15 protein-coding genes are annotated in these 16,837 nt (G+C 54.5%); 8 read left to right on the forward strand and 7 right to left on the reverse strand.

Annotation, left to right across the window (positions count from 1 at the left end):
- Positions 1 to 423 precede the first annotated feature (423 nt).
- Complete coding sequence (gene acnB / locus GVO84_RS03905) at positions 424 to 3,021, forward strand: bifunctional aconitate hydratase 2/2-methylisocitrate dehydratase (RefSeq protein WP_023334530.1); 2,598 nt, start codon at positions 424 to 426, stop codon at positions 3,019 to 3,021.
- Between the two features lie 182 nt (positions 3,022 to 3,203).
- Positions 3,204 to 3,566: a protein YacL gene (gene yacL / locus GVO84_RS03910; protein ID WP_023310423.1), complete on the forward strand. Its 363-nt coding sequence runs from the start codon at positions 3,204 to 3,206 to the stop codon at positions 3,564 to 3,566.
- A gap of 31 nt (positions 3,567 to 3,597) precedes the next feature.
- Here yacL and speD read toward each other — a convergent pair whose 3' ends face one another.
- The 3 genes from speD to GVO84_RS03925 form a co-directional block, all read right to left on the reverse strand.
- Positions 3,598 to 4,392: an adenosylmethionine decarboxylase gene (gene speD / locus GVO84_RS03915; protein ID WP_023334531.1), complete on the reverse strand. Its 795-nt coding sequence runs from the start codon at positions 4,390 to 4,392 to the stop codon at positions 3,598 to 3,600.
- Entirely contained in the window at positions 4,393 to 5,262 is an 870-nt protein-coding gene (speE, locus tag GVO84_RS03920) for a polyamine aminopropyltransferase (protein WP_023310424.1), read from the reverse strand.
- Between the two features lie 114 nt (positions 5,263 to 5,376).
- Positions 5,377 to 5,724: a YacC family pilotin-like protein gene (locus tag GVO84_RS03925; protein WP_121425082.1), complete on the reverse strand. Its 348-nt coding sequence runs from the start codon at positions 5,722 to 5,724 to the stop codon at positions 5,377 to 5,379.
- Positions 5,725 to 5,869: 145 nt separating this feature from the next.
- Here GVO84_RS03925 and cueO point away from each other — a divergent pair, with 145 nt between their 5' ends.
- A complete protein-coding gene (gene cueO, locus GVO84_RS03930) occupies positions 5,870 to 7,438 on the forward strand; it encodes a multicopper oxidase CueO (RefSeq protein WP_159515528.1) in 1,569 nt (522 codons plus the stop codon).
- A gap of 136 nt (positions 7,439 to 7,574) precedes the next feature.
- On the opposite strand, the gene GVO84_RS03935 is transcribed toward cueO, so the two are convergent.
- On the reverse strand, positions 7,575 to 9,965 hold the full coding sequence (locus GVO84_RS03935; protein WP_159515529.1) for a glucose/quinate/shikimate family membrane-bound PQQ-dependent dehydrogenase: 2,391 nt from the start codon (positions 9,963 to 9,965) through the stop codon (positions 7,575 to 7,577).
- A gap of 208 nt (positions 9,966 to 10,173) precedes the next feature.
- Here GVO84_RS03935 and hpt point away from each other — a divergent pair, with 208 nt between their 5' ends.
- Positions 10,174 to 10,710, forward strand: coding sequence for a hypoxanthine phosphoribosyltransferase (hpt, locus tag GVO84_RS03940; protein ID WP_008501948.1), 537 nt, complete (start codon positions 10,174 to 10,176; stop codon positions 10,708 to 10,710).
- Positions 10,711 to 10,810: 100 nt separating this feature from the next.
- On the opposite strand, the gene can is transcribed toward hpt, so the two are convergent.
- A complete protein-coding gene (gene can / locus GVO84_RS03945; protein WP_080328661.1) occupies positions 10,811 to 11,473 on the reverse strand; it encodes a carbonate dehydratase in 663 nt (220 codons plus the stop codon).
- Positions 11,474 to 11,580: 107 nt separating this feature from the next.
- On the opposite strand from can, the gene GVO84_RS03950 reads away from it, so the two are divergent.
- From GVO84_RS03950 to GVO84_RS03965, 4 genes are all read left to right on the forward strand, one after another.
- Positions 11,581 to 12,507 carry an ABC transporter ATP-binding protein gene (locus tag GVO84_RS03950; RefSeq protein WP_159515530.1) on the forward strand — a complete coding sequence of 309 codons (927 nt, stop codon included), beginning with the start codon at positions 11,581 to 11,583 and terminating at the stop codon, positions 12,505 to 12,507.
- Positions 12,504 to 13,274, forward strand: a complete 771-nt coding sequence (locus GVO84_RS03955; RefSeq protein ID WP_023334536.1) for an ABC transporter permease — start codon at positions 12,504 to 12,506, stop codon at positions 13,272 to 13,274. Before GVO84_RS03950 ends, GVO84_RS03955 begins: the two co-directional genes overlap by 4 nt.
- 104 nt (positions 13,275 to 13,378) lie before the next feature.
- Complete coding sequence (locus GVO84_RS03960; protein ID WP_063143373.1) at positions 13,379 to 13,819, forward strand: PTS sugar transporter subunit IIA; 441 nt, start codon at positions 13,379 to 13,381, stop codon at positions 13,817 to 13,819.
- Positions 13,820 to 13,881: 62 nt separating this feature from the next.
- A complete protein-coding gene (locus tag GVO84_RS03965) occupies positions 13,882 to 15,129 on the forward strand; it encodes a polysaccharide deacetylase family protein (protein WP_159515531.1) in 1,248 nt (415 codons plus the stop codon).
- A 1-nt stretch (position 15,130) separates the two neighbouring features.
- On the opposite strand, the gene GVO84_RS03970 is transcribed toward GVO84_RS03965, so the two are convergent.
- A complete protein-coding gene (locus GVO84_RS03970; RefSeq protein ID WP_159515532.1) occupies positions 15,131 to 16,210 on the reverse strand; it encodes a fimbrial protein StkG in 1,080 nt (359 codons plus the stop codon).
- Positions 16,211 to 16,221: 11 nt separating this feature from the next.
- Entirely contained in the window at positions 16,222 to 16,830 is a 609-nt protein-coding gene (locus GVO84_RS03975; RefSeq protein WP_159515533.1) for a fimbrial-like protein, read from the reverse strand.
- Between the last annotated feature and the right edge of the window lie 7 nt (positions 16,831 to 16,837).

Consider the following 16,837-nt stretch of genomic DNA (forward strand, 5'->3'; position numbering starts at 1 on the left):
CCAGCAGCTAGTTACCGAGGTTGACGACAAACAGCACCGTGATGTCGAATATGTTCCAGCCACCGTGTAGTGCGGTTAGCAGTAAAAAGATGTGCTTGCGGATCCGCATACTCAGGCGCATTATTCACGATGAGTGCATTGCCGCAAATCTGCCAACACGGTGTGCTACCACCGCAAGGCAACAAATAAACCGCTATCAGGCGGTTTTTTTGTACCCAAAATTCGTCTTGTCTCCCCGCTACACCATGCTTAACGATTCAGCAAATTTTTTAATGTTGCTTTTTTGTAAACGGATTAACACTGTGCAGAAATCCTGCTATGCTGCCCGACGCGGTATCGGGCATTTACCCTACAAACTGCTGTCTCACAGGAGCGTGAAGAGAACGCCCGCCGCATATGACAATGAGAGCGAGGAGAACCGTCGTGCTAGAAGAATACCGTAAGCACGTAGCAGAACGTGCCGCCGAGGGAATTGTACCCAAACCTTTAGATGCAACCCAAATGGCCGCGCTCGTCGAGCTGCTGAAGAACCCGCCTAAGGGCGAAGAAGAATTCCTGTTAGATCTGCTGATCAACCGCGTACCGCCTGGCGTAGATGAAGCTGCCTACGTAAAAGCCGGATTCCTTGCTGCTATCGCCAAAGGCGAAGCCACCTCCCCACTGGTTACTCCTGAAAAAGCCATTGAACTGCTCGGCACCATGCAGGGTGGTTACAACATTCATCCGCTGATTGACGCGCTGGATAACGACAAGCTGGCACCGATTGCCGCTAAAGCGCTCTCTTCCACGCTGCTGATGTTCGATAACTTCTATGACGTAGAAGAAAAAGCCAAAGCAGGCAACGTCTATGCGAAGCAGGTGATGCAGTCCTGGGCTGATGCGGAATGGTTCCTGAACCGTCCTGCTCTGGCTGAAAAAATCACCGTGACCGTCTTTAAAGTGACCGGTGAAACTAACACCGATGACCTCTCTCCGGCGCCGGATGCGTGGTCTCGCCCGGATATCCCTCTGCACGCCCTGGCGATGCTGAAAAACGCCCGTGAAGGTATTGAGCCGGATCAGCCGGGCAGCGTCGGCCCGATCAAACAGATCGAAGCCCTGCAGAAAAAAGGGTTCCCGCTGGCCTACGTGGGCGACGTTGTGGGTACCGGTTCTTCCCGTAAGTCCGCGACCAACTCCGTGCTGTGGTTCATGGGCGACGACATTCCGCACGTGCCGAACAAGCGCGGCGGTGGCCTGTGCCTTGGCGGCAAAATTGCACCAATCTTCTTTAACACCATGGAAGATGCGGGCGCACTGCCGATTGAAGTGGATGTTTCTAACCTGAACATGGGCGACGTGATTGACGTTTACCCGTACAAAGGTGAAGTGCGTAACCACGAAACCAACGAGCTGCTGGCAAGCTTCGAGCTGAAAACCGACGTGCTGATCGACGAAGTTCGCGCCGGTGGCCGTATCCCGCTGATTATCGGTCGTGGCCTGACCACCAAAGCGCGTGAAGCGCTCGGTTTGCCGCACTCCGACGTGTTCCGTCAGGCGAAAGATGTGGCGGAAAGCAGCCGCGGCTACTCGCTGGCGCAGAAAATGGTCGGTCGCGCATGCGGCGTCGCCGGCGTGCGTCCGGGCGCATACTGCGAACCGAAAATGACCTCCGTGGGCTCTCAGGATACCACTGGCCCAATGACCCGTGACGAACTGAAAGACCTGGCGTGCCTGGGCTTCTCTTCTGATCTGGTGATGCAGTCCTTCTGCCACACGGCGGCCTATCCGAAGCCGGTTGACGTGACCACGCACCACACGCTGCCAGACTTCATCATGAACCGCGGCGGCGTGTCTCTGCGTCCGGGTGACGGCGTCATCCACTCCTGGCTGAACCGCATGCTGCTGCCTGATACCGTGGGTACCGGCGGTGACTCCCATACCCGTTTCCCAATCGGTATCTCTTTCCCGGCGGGCTCTGGTCTGGTGGCGTTTGCTGCTGCGACCGGCGTGATGCCGCTGGATATGCCGGAATCGGTGCTGGTGCGCTTCAAAGGTAAAATGCAGCCGGGTATCACCCTGCGCGACCTGGTTCACGCGATCCCGCTGTATGCGATTAAACAGGGCCTGCTGACCGTTGAGAAGAAAGGGAAGAAAAACATCTTCTCTGGCCGCATCCTGGAAATCGAAGGTCTGCCGGATCTGAAAGTGGAACAGGCGTTCGAGCTGACCGATGCCTCCGCCGAGCGTTCTGCGGCGGGCTGTACCATCAAGCTGAACAAAGAGCCGATTATTGAGTATCTTAACTCTAACATCGTGCTGCTGAAGTGGATGATTGCAGAAGGCTACGGCGACCGTCGTACACTTGAGCGCCGTATCCAGGGCATGGAAAAATGGCTGGCCGATCCGCAGCTGCTGGAAGCCGATGCTGACGCAGACTACGCGGCGGTGATCGACATCGATCTGGCGGATATCAAAGAGCCAATCCTGTGTGCACCGAACGATCCGGACGACGCGCGTCCGCTGTCTGAAGTGCAGGGCGAGAAGATCGACGAAGTGTTTATCGGTTCCTGCATGACCAACATCGGTCACTTCCGTGCCGCCGGTAAGCTTCTGGATACCCACAAAGGCCAGCTGCCAACCCGTCTGTGGGTGGCGCCGCCAACCCGTATGGACGCGGCTCAGCTGACAGAAGAGGGCTACTACAGCGTGTTTGGTAAGAGCGGTGCGCGTATTGAAATCCCTGGCTGTTCACTGTGTATGGGCAACCAGGCGCGCGTAGCCGACGGTGCGACGGTGGTTTCTACCTCTACCCGTAACTTCCCGAACCGTTTAGGTACCGGTGCGAACGTCTTCCTGGCCTCTGCGGAGCTGGCGGCGGTTGCGGCGCTGATTGGCAAACTGCCAACGCCGGAAGAGTACCAGACCTTTGTGGCTCAGGTGGATAAGACCGCGGTGGATACCTATCGCTATCTGAACTTCGACCAGCTCTCTCAGTACACCGAGAAGGCCGACGGGGTTATCTTCCAGACGGCGGTATAAAAACCAACCCCTCACCCCCAGCCCCTCTCCCCGAAGGGGCGAGGGGAGCCCAGTTCCCTCTCCCCTTTGGGGAGAGGGTTAAGGTGAGGGGCTTTTTTATTTTCATTCCTCCCACCTCTCACGCTTTTTTTCTTCCTCGCTGCTGCGATAATTACCCTAATGGCTTTGCAGAGGAAAACACTATGGATTACGAATTTCTGCGCGACATCACCGGAGTGGTGAAAGTGCGTATGTCGATGGGCCACGAAGCCGTTGGACACTGGTTTAACGAAGAGGTGAAAGAAAATCTCGCACTTCTTGATGAGGTTGAACAGGCGGCAAATACGGTGAAAGGCAGTGAACGCTCCTGGCAGCGCGCCGGGCATGAATACACGCTGTGGATGGACGGTGAAGAGGTCATGGTGCGTGCCAACCAGCTCGAGTTTTCAGGTGACGAGATGGAAGAGGGGATGAGCTACTACGACGAAGAGAGCCTGTCGATGTGCGGCGTAGAGGATTTCCTTCAGGTGGTAAATGCCTACCGTGACTTCATGAAACAGAAATAACAGACCGGAGCATCCCTGCTCCGGTTTGCTTTTACACGGCCGGAATATTGCGGCCGTAGTAGATCTCGCGCATCTCTTTCCAGAGCAGGTCAGTAATTGCCTTACGCTCTTCTTCGCTCAAATCTTCCGGCTTCGTGTGGAACATATAGTGCTTAAGGTCGAATTCCTTCAGTAACATCTTGGTATGGAAGATGTTTTCCTGGTACACGTTCACGTCCATCATGTCGTACAGCGATTTCATGTCGTCGGACATAAAGTTCTGGATGGAGTTGATCTCGTGGTCGATGAAGTGCTTCATGCCGTTGATATCACGGGTGAAACCACGCACGCGATAATCAATGGTGACGATGTCCGATTCCAGCTGGTGAATTAAATAGTTCAGCGCGTTCAGCGGGGAAATCACGCCGCAGGTCGACACTTCGATATCGGCACGGAACGTACACAGCCCGCCTTCCGGGTGACTCTCTGGGTAGGTGTGCACGCAGATATGGCTTTTATCCAGGTGGGCCACGACCACTTCCGGCAGCGGGCCCGGATGTTCAGTTTTGTCGATAAGCTTAGGATCGACCGGCTCTTCGCTGACCAGTATGGTTACGCTGGCGCCCTGGGGTTCATAATCCTGTCGGGCGATGTTCAGGATGTTTGCGCCAATAATGGAACAGGTTTCTGACAGGATCTCGGTCAGACGGTTGGCGTTGTAGAGTTCGTCGATATAGGCGATGTAACCATCGCGTTCTTCCGCTGTTTTGGCATAGCAGATATCGTAAATACAAAAACTCAGGCTTTTCGTCAGGTTGTTAAAGCCATGCAGTTTAAGCTTTTTCAATTAGCTCACCCCCTTAGTGGATAATGCGTCTTGCAGGTACTGCGGCAGCGCAAACGCTGCGGTATGAATAGCCGGATTGTAGTATCGGCACTGAAGACCGGCCTGATGGAAGCGGGCCTGAATAATTTCGGTGGAGAGATGGCGCAGCACGTCGTTATCCGTCGCCCAGGCAAAGGTCATGATCCCACCGTAATAGGTCGGAATGGCCGCCTGATAGAAGCTGACATCATCGAAATAGGTGCTGAGCTTACGATGGCTGTCGAGCGCTTCATCCTGCTGCAGGAAGCAGACGCCATTTTGTGCGACGAAGATCCCGCCCGGGTTCAGGCAGCGCTTGCAGCCTTCGTAGAATGAGGAGGTAAACAGCGACGCGCCGGGGCCGATAGGGTCGGTGCAGTCGGAGATAATAACGTCAAAGGTCTGCGAGGTCTGGTTAACAAAGTTAACGCCGTCGTCAATCACCAGGCTAAAGCGCGGATCGTCATAGCTACCGGCATTGTGGTTGGGCAGATACTGACGGCAGAAAGAGACGACGCCTGCATCGATTTCCACCATGGTGATGGTTTCAATGGAACGATGGCGGGAAACTTCACGCAGCATTGCGCCGTCGCCACCGCCGATAATCAGGACATGCTTCGCGTGACCGTGCGCCAGCAGCGGGACGTGGGTCATCATCTCATGATAGATAAACTCATCTCGCTCGGTCGTTTGCACGACGCCGTCCAGCGCCATGACGCGGCCAAAGGCGGCATTCTCGAAGATGATCAGATCCTGGTGATCGGTTTTCTCATGATAGAGCACGTTATCAACGGCAAAGTACTGACCAAACTGGTCATGCAGTGTTTCATGCCACAACGTGTGGTCGGCCATAGCGAACTCCTCCTGTGTAAACATCCATTACGCTCACAAAAAATGAACGAAACATGATAGCTAACTCTAACCGTGGTTGCACGGCCAGAGGTTCAACAGGAGGCGTTGGGAAGGTTATTTCACGTAGGCGAGCAGGCTGAGTGAATCACGAGCCAGCGCTTTGCATTTTTTGGCCGTGGGAATACCAATACCGCTTAGGTCACGGTAGCTGTCTTCGCCGAGCGCCTTCATGTCGAAGCTGTCGTAGTTACTGAGATCCCACTGGTTTTGCTGGGCAAAAAAGACCAGCGCGCGGCGAATTTGCCCGTTGGGTAAATTCTGGTAGCCACAATCATTTTTCAGGAATACAAAAACCGCCGTTAAATCGGCCATATCTTCCGCTTCATTTTCACTTAGCGCATAGCTGTTCGCACACATCGCCATCAGGCTACCGAACAAAATTGTCCTGAAAAACATCTTCATTGCTTCTACCACTTCTTCACGGAAAATTAACGTTAGCATACTTGATGCCGGTGCGACGATCTTTATTATTGCCGCTTGACTTGACCTTCCGGTAAGGGGAGGGTTTATGCTCAAAAGATCGCCTGCTGGAAATAAGGAAATGAACATGCAACGTCGTGATTTTTTAAAATATTCCGCTGTGCTGGGGGCTGCCAGCGCATTACCTCTCTGGAGCCGCGCGGTTTTCGCGGCTGACAGGCCCGCCTTACCCATCCCTGACTTAGTAACTGCTGACGCGCGAAGCCGTATCCAGCTTGTGGTGCAATCGGGCAAAACGACCTTTGGTGCAAATACCGCCACAACCTGGGGCTATAACGGAAATCTCCTTGGCCCGGCGCTCCAGCTGCGCAAAGGAAAAACCGTTACCGTCGATATCCATAACACGCTGTCGGAAGAGACGACGCTGCACTGGCACGGGCTGGAAGTGCCGGGCGAGGTGGACGGCGGGCCGCAGGGCGTCATCAAAGCGGGCGGCACGCGCAGCGTCACCTTTACGCCTGACCAGCGCGCGGCGACCTGCTGGTTCCACCCGCATCAGCATGGCAAGACGGGCCATCAGGTTGCGATGGGGCTGGCGGGGCTGGTGCTGATTGAAGACGACGAAAGCCGCCTGCTGCGCCTGCCGAAACAGTGGGGCATCGACGATGTGCCGGTGATTGTGCAGGACAAGAAATTCAACGCTGACGGGCAAATTGACTACCAGCTGGACGTGATGAGCGCGGCGGTAGGCTGGTTTGGCGACACGCTGCTGACCAACGGCGCCATTTACCCGCAGCATGCCGCGCCGAAAGGCTGGCTGCGCCTGCGCCTGCTCAACGGCTGTAACGCACGCTCGCTCAATTTTGCGGCCAGCGATAAACGCCCGCTGTATGTGGTAGCGAGCGACGGCGGCCTGCTGCCGGAGCCGGTGAAGGTGAGCGAGCTGCCGATGCTGATGGGTGAACGCTTTGAGGTGCTGGTGGACATCAGCGACGGCAAGCCGTTTGACCTCGTAACCCTGCCGGTTAGCCAGATGGGGATGTCGGTCGCACCGTTTGATAAGCCGCATCCGGTGCTGCGTATTCAGCCATTACTGGTGGCCGCTTCCGGCACGCTGCCTGATATGTTAACCACGCTGCCAGCGCTCCCGTCGCTTGACGGGCTTACGCAGCGCAAGCTGCAGCTCTCCATGAACCCGATGCTCGACATGATGGGCATGCAGGCGCTGATGGCGAAATATGGCGATAAGGCGATGGCGGGGATGCATCACGGGCAGATGATGGGCCATATGAATATGGACCATGGGAAAATGGGCGGCATGGGGAATATGAATCACGGCGATCATGGCTTTGATTTCCACAACGCCAATACGATCAACGGCAAAGCGTTCGACATGAACGCGCCGATGTTTGCTGCGACAAAGGGCCAGTTTGAGCGCTGGGTGATTTCAGGCGAAGGGGACATGATGCTGCACCCGTTCCACATCCACGGCACCCAGTTCCGCATTCTTTCAGAGAACGGCAAAGCGCCGGATGCGCATCGCGCGGGCTGGAAAGACACGGTGAGAGTGGAAGGCGGCGTCAGCGAGGTGCTGGTGAAGTTTGACCACGACGCGCCGAAGGAGTTTGCCTATATGGCGCACTGCCACCTGCTGGAGCATGAGGATACGGGGATGATGCTCGGTTTCACTGTTTAAAACAGTGCGGCCTGATGCCCTCACCCTGACCCTCTCCCACGGGGAGAGGGAACAAACACAAAAACGGCAACCGAAGTTGCCGTTTTGCATCTTTTCGTAGGCCGGGTAAGGCGTAGCCGCCACCCGGCTTTTTCAGTTACTTGTTTTCGTCAGGCAGCGCATACGCGACGATGTAGTCGCCCATCTTCGTGCCAAACGAACCGTGACCGCCCGCAGAGATGACAACGTACTGCTTGCCATTCACCTCATAGGTCATCGGTGTGGCCTGTCCACCGGCCGGCAGACGGCCTTGCCACAGTTTTTCACCGTTGGTCATGTTGTACGCGCGCAGGTAGTTATCTGCGGTTGCCGCGATGAATAGCACGTTACCGGCGGTGGAAATTGGGCCACCCAGCATCGGCATACCCATATTGAACGGCACCGGAACCGGCATCGGGAACGGCATGCTGTCCTGTGGCGTACCAATACGTTTTTTCCACACGATCTGGTTAGTTTTCAGATCCAGACCGGAGATATAACCCCAGGCAGGCTGTTTACACGGCAGACCAAACGGAGACAGGAACGGGTTCAGCGTCACGCCAAACGGTACGCCGTACTGCGGCTGAATGCCGGCTTCGGTACCGCTGCCTTTCGCGTCTTTCGGCTGCTCCATTGGGTTGCCCGGACCGCGTGGGATCAGACGGGAAACGAACGGCAGCGCCATTGGGTTGGCAATCGCCACCTGACGGTTCGGGTCGACGGAGATCCCGCCCCACTCGAACATCCCCAGGTTACCCGGGAAGACCAGCGTGCCCTGCTCAGACGGCGGCGTGAAGATGCCCTCATAGCGCAGCTGGTGGAACATCACGCGGCACACCAGCTGGTCAAACATGGTGGCACCCCACATGTCTGCCCCGCTGAGGTCTTTCTTCGGACGGAAGCTCAGGTCAGAGAACGGCTGGGTTTTGCTGACGTAATCGCCTTTCGCTGCACCCTGTGGAACCGGTTTTTCCGGGGCAGAGACAACCAGCTTACCGTTGCTGCGATCCAGGACGAAGATGTTGCCGGTTTTCGCCGGGGCGTAAATCACCGGCACGGTTTTGCCGTCAACGGTAATGTCCGCCAGCGTCGGCTGGGACGGCATATCCATATCCCACAGATCGTGGTGAACGGTCTGGTAGCTCCACGCCAGCTTACCGGTGGTCGCGTTCAGCGCCACGATAGCGCTCGCATAGCGCTCCTGCTCCGGCGTGCGGTTACCGCCCCAGATATCCGGCGTGGTGACGCCCATTGGCAGGTAGACCAGGTCCAGCTTCGCGTCATACGCCGCTGGTGCCCAGGAGTTTGGCGAGTTAAAGGTAAAGGTGTGCTCGTCCGACGGGATCGCGTTTGGATCTTTCGCGCCCGGGTCGAAGGCCCACAGCAGTTTACCGGTGTTTACGTCGAAACCACGGATAACGCCGGAGGTTTCACGCGTGGAGAAGTTATCAGTTACCGAACCGGCAATCACGATAGTTTTATCGGTGATGATTGGCGGCGAGGTTGGCTCATACAGACCCGGCGTGGTGTCCGGCATGTTGGTCTGCAGGTTCAGGATACCTTTGTTAGCAAAGGTTTCGCACAGCTTGCCCGTTTCGGCATTGATGGCGAACAGACGGCCATCGTTCACCGGCAGCATAATGCGGCGAGGACAGTCGGCAATGACCTCCGGGCTGGCATTATCGGCACGCGCTTCGTGGTAAGAGACGCCACGGCAGGTGACGTGCTGGAAGGACGGGTTGGAGTTCAGCTGTGGATCGAAGTGCCATTTCTCTTTACCGGTGGCCGCGTCGAGCGCGAACAGACGCTGGTGCGCCGTACACAGATAAAGCATGTTGCCAACTTTAATTGGCGTCACTTCGTTGGTCAGCTCGCCCGGATCGTTCGGCATCTTCAGGTCGCCGGTACGGAATACCCAGGCTTCTTTCAGGTTCTTCACGTTGTCCGCGTTGATCTGCTTCAGCGGAGAGTAGCGTTGACCTTCCTGATTACGACCATACGCAGGCCAGTCGCCGTCCGCCACCTGAGAGATAGCCGCAGCAGGCGTGGATTCCGCGTTCAGCGTACCGTTGATCTCCTGTGGGTCGTTAAAACCAGCCCAGGTCAGGATGCCGCCGGTAATCAGCAGGGCAACAACCAGGCCCGCCACCGCACCGCTGGAAGGCACAATCAGGCGACGCCACACGAACGGCAGGATCAGCCAGATGCCAAAGAAGACCAGGATGTCGCTACGCGGCGTCAGTGCCCAGAAGTCAAAACCGACTTCCCAGACGCCCCAGATCATGGTGGCAAGAAGGAGGGCGGCATACAGCCACAGTGCAGATTGTTTTCTACGCAACAGCAGAACGGTTACGGCAACCATAACCAGACCCGCAATCGGGTAGTACCAGGAGCCGCCTAAAGCGACCAGCCAGACGCCACCGATTAACAGATACAGCGCGCAGAAGGCTGCGAATGCGGCTGTTAATGTCACCAGTAGACGCGGCTGTTTAGAGTTTGTTTCAGCCATAGAAAGTGTACTCGTCAGTTTTTGTTAATAATTTGCTAGCAACTAATTATAGGTATTAACAAGTGTGATCGGAATCACAATATTTGCTTTTTATAACTCATACGCCAGGGTTATCCATTTGCTGATATAATGGCGGGCTTGCGTATCGATGCCGGAAATACATTCACCTGCATTGAGAGATTTTCATTAAAATCATTTGGTTAGTAATATGAAACATACTGTTGAAGTGATGATCCCGGAAGCCGAGATCAAAGCGCGTATCGCCGAACTGGGTCGTCAAATCACCGAACATTACAAGGACAGCGGCAGCGAAATGGTGCTGGTAGGTCTGTTGCGCGGCTCTTTCATGTTCATGGCAGACCTGTGCCGTGAAGTGCATGTGCCCCATGAGGTCGATTTTATGACCGCCTCCAGTTACGGCAGCGGCATGTCCACCACCCGTGATGTGAAAATCCTGAAAGATCTGGATGAAGATATTCGTGGCAAAGATGTGTTGATCGTTGAAGACATTATTGACTCCGGCAACACGCTGTCAAAAGTGCGTGAGATCCTGAGCCTGCGTGAACCAAAATCGCTGGCGATTTGTACGCTGCTGGATAAACCTGACCGTCGTGAAGTGCAGGTGCCGGTTGAGTTCGTGGGCTTCTCGATTCCGGACGAATTCGTCGTCGGTTACGGCATTGACTACGCGCAGCGTTATCGTCATCTGCCGTATGTTGGGAAAGTGGTATTGCTGGACGAGTAGTTGCTGTTTGTTGGCCGGTGACGCGCAGCGATCCGGGCCTACGAATGGGCACATGTAGGCCGGGTAAGGCGTAGCCGCCACCCGGCTTTTTAACGGGCACTTATTTATGATTGACGTGCTTAAGCTGAAGGTTGGCAATCCCCGAACGGTAGCGCTGCTCCAGCGTTTCGCGGTTGGTGGCGGTCACTTCCAGATTGCGCAGCAGACCATCGTGAATACCGTACGCCCAGCCGTGGACAGAGACCTTCTGCCCGCGTTTCCACGCTGATTGCATGATCGTTGAGTGGCCCAGGTTATACACCTGCTCCATCACGTTGAGTTCGCAAAGGGTATCCATGCGACGCTCCTGCGGCATTTCGCCCAGCAGTGAGCTATGTTTGAACCAGATATCGCGGATGTGCAGTAGCCAGTTATCAATGAGCCCCAGCTCCGTGTTTTCAACCGCCGCCTGCACGCCGCCGCAGCCATAATGGCCGCAAATGATGATGTGCTCGACTTGCAGAACGTCCACGGCATACTGAACAACAGAAAGACAGTTGAGATCGGTGTGAATCACGAGATTGGCGACGTTACGGTGAACAAACAGTTCGCCGGGTTCAAGGCCGGTCAGGCGCTCCGCCGGTACGCGGCTGTCGGAACATCCAATCCAGAGAAAGCGTGGGTTCTGAGCCTGCGCGAGTTTTCCAAAAAATCCGGGGTCTTCCTCCACCAGCATTTTTGACCATAGTGCATTGTTGCTGATGAGTGTATCTATGTTGTTCATGGAGGTTAGCGACCTGTAACCGAGTTATTGCGTTGCGCTACTATAGGGTAACCCGACTTTTAATGAAACCACACAACGTGTGTAAGAACTGAAGGTAAGTTAATTTCATGGCAATTGCACTGGAGCTTGAGCAGCTTAAAAAAACCTATCCGGGTGGCGTTCAGGCGCTACGCGGAATAGATCTTAAAGTAGAGGCCGGTGATTTTTACGCGCTTCTGGGGCCGAACGGGGCGGGGAAATCGACCACCATTGGGATTATCAGCTCGCTGGTCAATAAAACGTCCGGTCGGGTGAGCGTGTTTGGCTACGACCTGCAAAAAGATGTGGTGAACGCCAAGCGCCAACTGGGGCTGGTTCCGCAGGAGTTCAACTTCAACCCGTTCGAGACGGTGCAGCAGATTGTCGTTAACCAGGCGGGGTATTACGGGGTTGAGCGTAAAGAGGCGCTGGAGCGTAGCGAAAAATACCTCAAGCAGCTTGATCTGTGGGAAAAGCGTAACGAACGTGCGCGCATGTTGTCCGGCGGGATGAAGCGCCGCCTGATGATCGCCCGCGCGCTGATGCACGAGCCAAAGCTGCTGATCCTCGATGAACCGACCGCGGGCGTGGATATCGAACTTCGCCGTTCCATGTGGGGCTTCCTGAAGGATCTCAACGACAAAGGCACCACCATTATTCTGACCACCCACTACCTGGAAGAGGCTGAAATGCTGTGCCGCAACATCGGCATCATTCAGCACGGTGAGCTGGTGGAAAACACCTCGATGAAGAATCTGCTCTCCAAGCTGAAATCCGAAACCTTCATTCTCGATCTGGCGGCTAAAAGCCCGCTACCGAAGCTCGAAGGATATCAGTATCGTCTCGTCGATACCTCGACGCTGGAAGTGGAAGTGCTGCGCGAGCAGGGGATTAACAGCGTGTTCTCGCAGCTGAGCGCGCAGGGAATTCAGGTCTTAAGTATGCGTAACAAAGCGAACCGACTGGAAGAGCTGTTTGTCTCTCTGGTACATGACAAACAAGGAGACAAGGCATGACGCATCTTTACTGGGTCGCGCTGAAAAGTATCTGGGCGAAAGAGATCAACCGCTTTATGCGTATCTGGGTGCAAACCCTGGTGCCGCCGGTCATCACGATGACGCTCTATTTCATTATCTTCGGTAACCTGATTGGTTCCCGAATTGGTGAGATGCACGGCTTTACCTATATGCAGTTTATCGTGCCGGGCCTGATTATGATGGCGGTGATCACCAACGCATATGCCAACGTGGCGTCGTCATTCTTCAGCGCCAAGTTCCAGCGCAATATTGAAGAGCTGCTGGTGGCCCCGGTGCCGACGCACGTCATTATCGCGGGCTATGTCGGCGGCGGCGTGGCGCGCGGGCTGTGCGTGGGGATCCTGGTCACGGCGATTTCGCTGTTCTTTGTGCCGTTCCAGGTCCACTCGTGGCTGTTTGTCGCGCTGACGCTGCTCCTGACGGCAATCCTGTTCTCGCTGGCCGGTCTGCTGAACGCCGTGTTCGCCAAAACGTTTGACGACATTAGCCTGATCCCAACCTTCGTGCTGACGCCGCTGACCTATCTCGGCGGGGTGTTCTACTCCCTGACGCTGCTGCCACCGTTCTGGCAGGCGCTGTCGCACCTGAACCCGATTGTCTACATGATCAGCGGCTTCCGCTTTGGCTTCCTCGGCATCACTGACGTGCCGCTGTTTACCACGGTGGCGGTGCTGGTGGTGTTTATCATTGCCTTCTACCTGCTGTGCTGGTATCTGATCCAGCGCGGACGCGGTTTGCGCAGCTAATCTTCTGCCCGGCGACGTTCTGTTTGCCGGGCACTTTCTTTGACAGTTATCACCGAAAGCTAACCTTCACTCCGCTAAACTACTTGCCTGCTAAGGAGAGAGTTATGTTGGGATGGGTTATCACCTGCCACGATGAACAGGCGCAGGAAATGCTGGATAAGCTTGAAGCCAAATTTGGCCCGCTGGCGCAGTGCCGGGCGGTAAACTACTGGCGCGGGTTGAGCACCAACATGCTGAGCCGCATGATGTGCGATGCCCTGCATGAAACCGACACCGGTGATGGCGTGATTTTTTTGACCGATAAATCGGGCGCGGCGCCTTACCGCGTAGCCGCGCTGCTGAGCCATAAGCATGCGTGCTGTGAGGTCATCTCGGGGATCAACTTCGCCCTGCTGGCGTTAATGTATCCACAGCGTGAATCATTAAGCAGCGCTGAGTTTCGCCATGCCATCGTGGCGCAGGGCGTGCCGGGCGTCAGCAGCTTGTGGCATCAGCAGCAAAAAAATCCCCCCTTCGTCCTGCTCCACGACCTGTATAAGAATTAAACGTTGGTATTGATGTCTCATTTGTTACAATAGCGGCAGTTTCCCGCACCGATTAAGACACCATGCTACCGCGTATTCTTTTCCTGCTATTGATGCTCATTTCCGGCGTCAGCTCAGCCAGTTTACTCAGCCAGCAAACGCTGCCTGCCCAGTATATGCAAACCACCGAAGACGCGGCGATCTGGGCGCAGGTGGGGAACAGCGTCATCAACGTGGGTAACGTGCGCGCCGGGCAGATCCTGGCCGTTGTGCCCGCGGCGGCGGACTACTACGAATTTCGCTTCGGTTTTGGTACGGGGTTTATCGATAAGGGGCACCTGGAGCCGGTTCAGGGGAAACAGCGCGTCGAGGACAGCCTCGGGGATCTCAATAAGCCCCTGAGCAATCAGAACCTGATTACCTGGAAAGACACGCCGGTGTATAACGCGCCGTCGAGCGGCAGCGCACCGTTCGGCACGTTAAGCGCCAATCTGCGCTATCCGATACTGAACAAACTGAAAGACCGTCTGAATCAGACATGGTTCCAGATCCGCATCGGCAACCGTCTGGCGTGGATCAGTAGCCTGGACGCGCAGGAAGATAACGGACTGCCGATCCTGACCTACCATCATATTTTGCGTGATGAAGAGAATACGCGCTTTCGACATACGTCCACGACCACCAGCGTACGCGCGTTCAACAACCAGATGGCGTGGTTACGCGATCAGGGCTATACCACCCTGACGATGTACCAGCTGGAAGGGTACGTGCGTAACAAGATGAACCTGCCTGCAAAATCGGTGGTGATTACCTTTGACGACGGCCTGAAATCGGTCAGCCGCTATGCGTACCCTGTGCTGAAGGAGTACGGCTTCAAGGCCACCGCGTTTATTATCTCTTCCCGCATAAAGGGCCATCCGCAGAAGTGGGACCCAAAATCGCTGCAGTTTATGAGCGTGCAGGAGATTAAGGGCATTCAGGACGTGTTCGATATTCAGTCTCACACCCATTTCCTGCATCGTGTGGATGGCAATAAGCATCCGATTTTACTGAGCCGCAGCTATCACGTGATCCTGTTTGATTTTGAACGCTCGCGACGCGCGCTGGCGCAGTTTAATCCACGCGTGCTCTATCTTTCCTATCCGTTTGGCGGCTACGACAATAAAGCGATAAAGGCGGCGAATGACGCCGGTTTCCATCTGGCGGTGACGACGGTGAAGGGGAAGGTGAAGCCGGGGGATAATCCGTTCTTACTGAAACGCCTGTACATCTTAAGAACGGATTCGCTGGAGACGATGTCGCGGCTGATCAGTAATCAGCCGCAGGGGTAGGTTACTCGTAAGTTACCTGGAACGTGACAGTAGTACCGAATGCTCCAACGGTTACCGGATCGCTACCTACCTTGACCAATTTAGCAGCAAGTGCTTTATCCACATAATAAACGGGATCTCCGATCATTTCTCCAACAGCGATGACTCGGTCATAGCTGTCTGCCGGAACAGGATAGGTCGAGTTTGGTGAGTCCATAATCATGACCCCAACTCCCCCCGCGGCACTTACCCCACTGGTATCGATGACGGCATTCGTAAAATACTTCTTGTCCGCAGTCGTATGAGTTGAGGAAAGTGTATAGTGGACATACGTTGTGTTGACGCAAGTCCCGGTAATATGGAATTCAACTTTATCGGTATTTCCATTTTCTACTTCACCTGGAAACCAGTCTCCAAGGTTTACCGTCGGTGGAGCACGCAGTACGCAGGTAGGCCGATTTAGCGGAATACTGAAAGACATCTGCGACATATTAACCAGAGGGCGCGGATGATCATCCTTTGAGGTTCCATTCGGATTGCCGAGGATAATTTGACCAATGGGGCCGCCACTTGCGGTCAAGAAATTCTCGTCATCGGGCACTCCGGTAAAACCATTGGTCTGCCAAAACTCCATGCGAACATGCCAGGTTTTTTCATCAAAAGCCGATTCATTCCCTTCACCGACAGCTGTTTTAATGAAACCATTTGGGGCCTCGGGAAACCATGCGGTTACGCCATTGCCATCCGGATAAAACGCAAGCGTGTAATAGATCCCCGGAATATTTGTGCGAAACATCGCTTTGCCATCTATTCCAGCCATCAGCATTGTATTATTAGTTAACTGATAAACATCTTCACCATCATTGCCGCCAGCACAGTGCGATTTTAATGCTGGGGTTGTCTCCATAACGATCGTGTTGCTGATTTGCGTGGGTGTTGTTGTTACCACACCAACAGGCAGGGGAGTTATGACCGGCTGTGTACCCGGCGACATAATTAACACATCATCATGACCGTAAAATTTACACTCTTGTAAATTTGCATGCGTTACGCCAGACATCCCGAGCATTATCAGTGCTAATATATTGAGATATTTTTTCACTATAAATCCTTTTATTCGTAGCTAACATTAACCAGAACATTACTCATGACAATACCGCTGGTGATAGTCCCAACGTTCTGGTAACGCGCGTAAAAACCATAATCCTTTATATAACTTGTATCGTTCCCACTAACGTCATAGCTCACTTTAGAGCTGCCATCGCGGTTCAAAACATTGGTGTGGAAAGTATCTGAAAATATCACAATACCCACATTTTCTGCCGCTCCGGCTGACGCCTCATTTTTAAACACCTGATTCTGGTTATCCCAGAATCCAGACTGAGGTACGAAGCTAAACTGCAGTTGTTTAATACTTGCATCTCCCCCCGTGCTGGCATAGCAGTTGTCTACATGAATAGTGAAAGGCGTTCCTGCTTCATCATCGGTTGGTAATAAACGATCGCTCTTATCACTGTTATAAAACCAGTCGCGCGTAACGTTTGGTAAATAGACCTGGCCACCATTCCCCACGCTTAGCTGGCATGTGTTATTAACAATGTTTGCTGTCAGGTTTAGATCCATACCTGAACCTGCCTGGCTTACGCCAGGCAGGAGGCTGCCAGCCAGTCCCATAAGCAACACAAGACCGGGCTGGTATAAAGTAAACGGTGATTGTTGCATGATGGTC

This window comes from Enterobacter sp. SM3 (assembly GCF_009811935.2).
Classification (GTDB): Bacteria; Pseudomonadota; Gammaproteobacteria; order Enterobacterales; family Enterobacteriaceae; genus Enterobacter; species Enterobacter asburiae_D.

Coding starts and splice junctions, on each gene's coding strand:
- GVO84_RS03925 (WP_121425082.1), bottom strand. CDS start 5,724: ATGAAGATGTTTTTCAGGACAATTTTGTTCGGTAGCCTGATGGCGATG.
- hpt (WP_008501948.1), top strand. CDS start 10,174: ATGAAACATACTGTTGAAGTGATGATCCCGGAAGCCGAGATCAAAGCG.
- GVO84_RS03955 (WP_023334536.1), top strand. CDS start 12,504: ATGACGCATCTTTACTGGGTCGCGCTGAAAAGTATCTGGGCGAAAGAG.
- GVO84_RS03950 (WP_159515530.1), top strand. CDS start 11,581: ATGGCAATTGCACTGGAGCTTGAGCAGCTTAAAAAAACCTATCCGGGT.
- GVO84_RS03965 (WP_159515531.1), top strand. CDS start 13,882: ATGCTACCGCGTATTCTTTTCCTGCTATTGATGCTCATTTCCGGCGTC.
- can (WP_080328661.1), bottom strand. CDS start 11,473: ATGAACAACATAGATACACTCATCAGCAACAATGCACTATGGTCAAAA.
- yacL (WP_023310423.1), top strand. CDS start 3,204: ATGGATTACGAATTTCTGCGCGACATCACCGGAGTGGTGAAAGTGCGT.
- cueO (WP_159515528.1), top strand. CDS start 5,870: ATGCAACGTCGTGATTTTTTAAAATATTCCGCTGTGCTGGGGGCTGCC.
- speE (WP_023310424.1), bottom strand. CDS start 5,262: ATGGCCGACCACACGTTGTGGCATGAAACACTGCATGACCAGTTTGGT.
- GVO84_RS03960 (WP_063143373.1), top strand. CDS start 13,379: ATGTTGGGATGGGTTATCACCTGCCACGATGAACAGGCGCAGGAAATG.
- GVO84_RS03975 (WP_159515533.1), bottom strand. CDS start 16,830: ATGCAACAATCACCGTTTACTTTATACCAGCCCGGTCTTGTGTTGCTT.
- GVO84_RS03935 (WP_159515529.1), bottom strand. CDS start 9,965: ATGGCTGAAACAAACTCTAAACAGCCGCGTCTACTGGTGACATTAACA.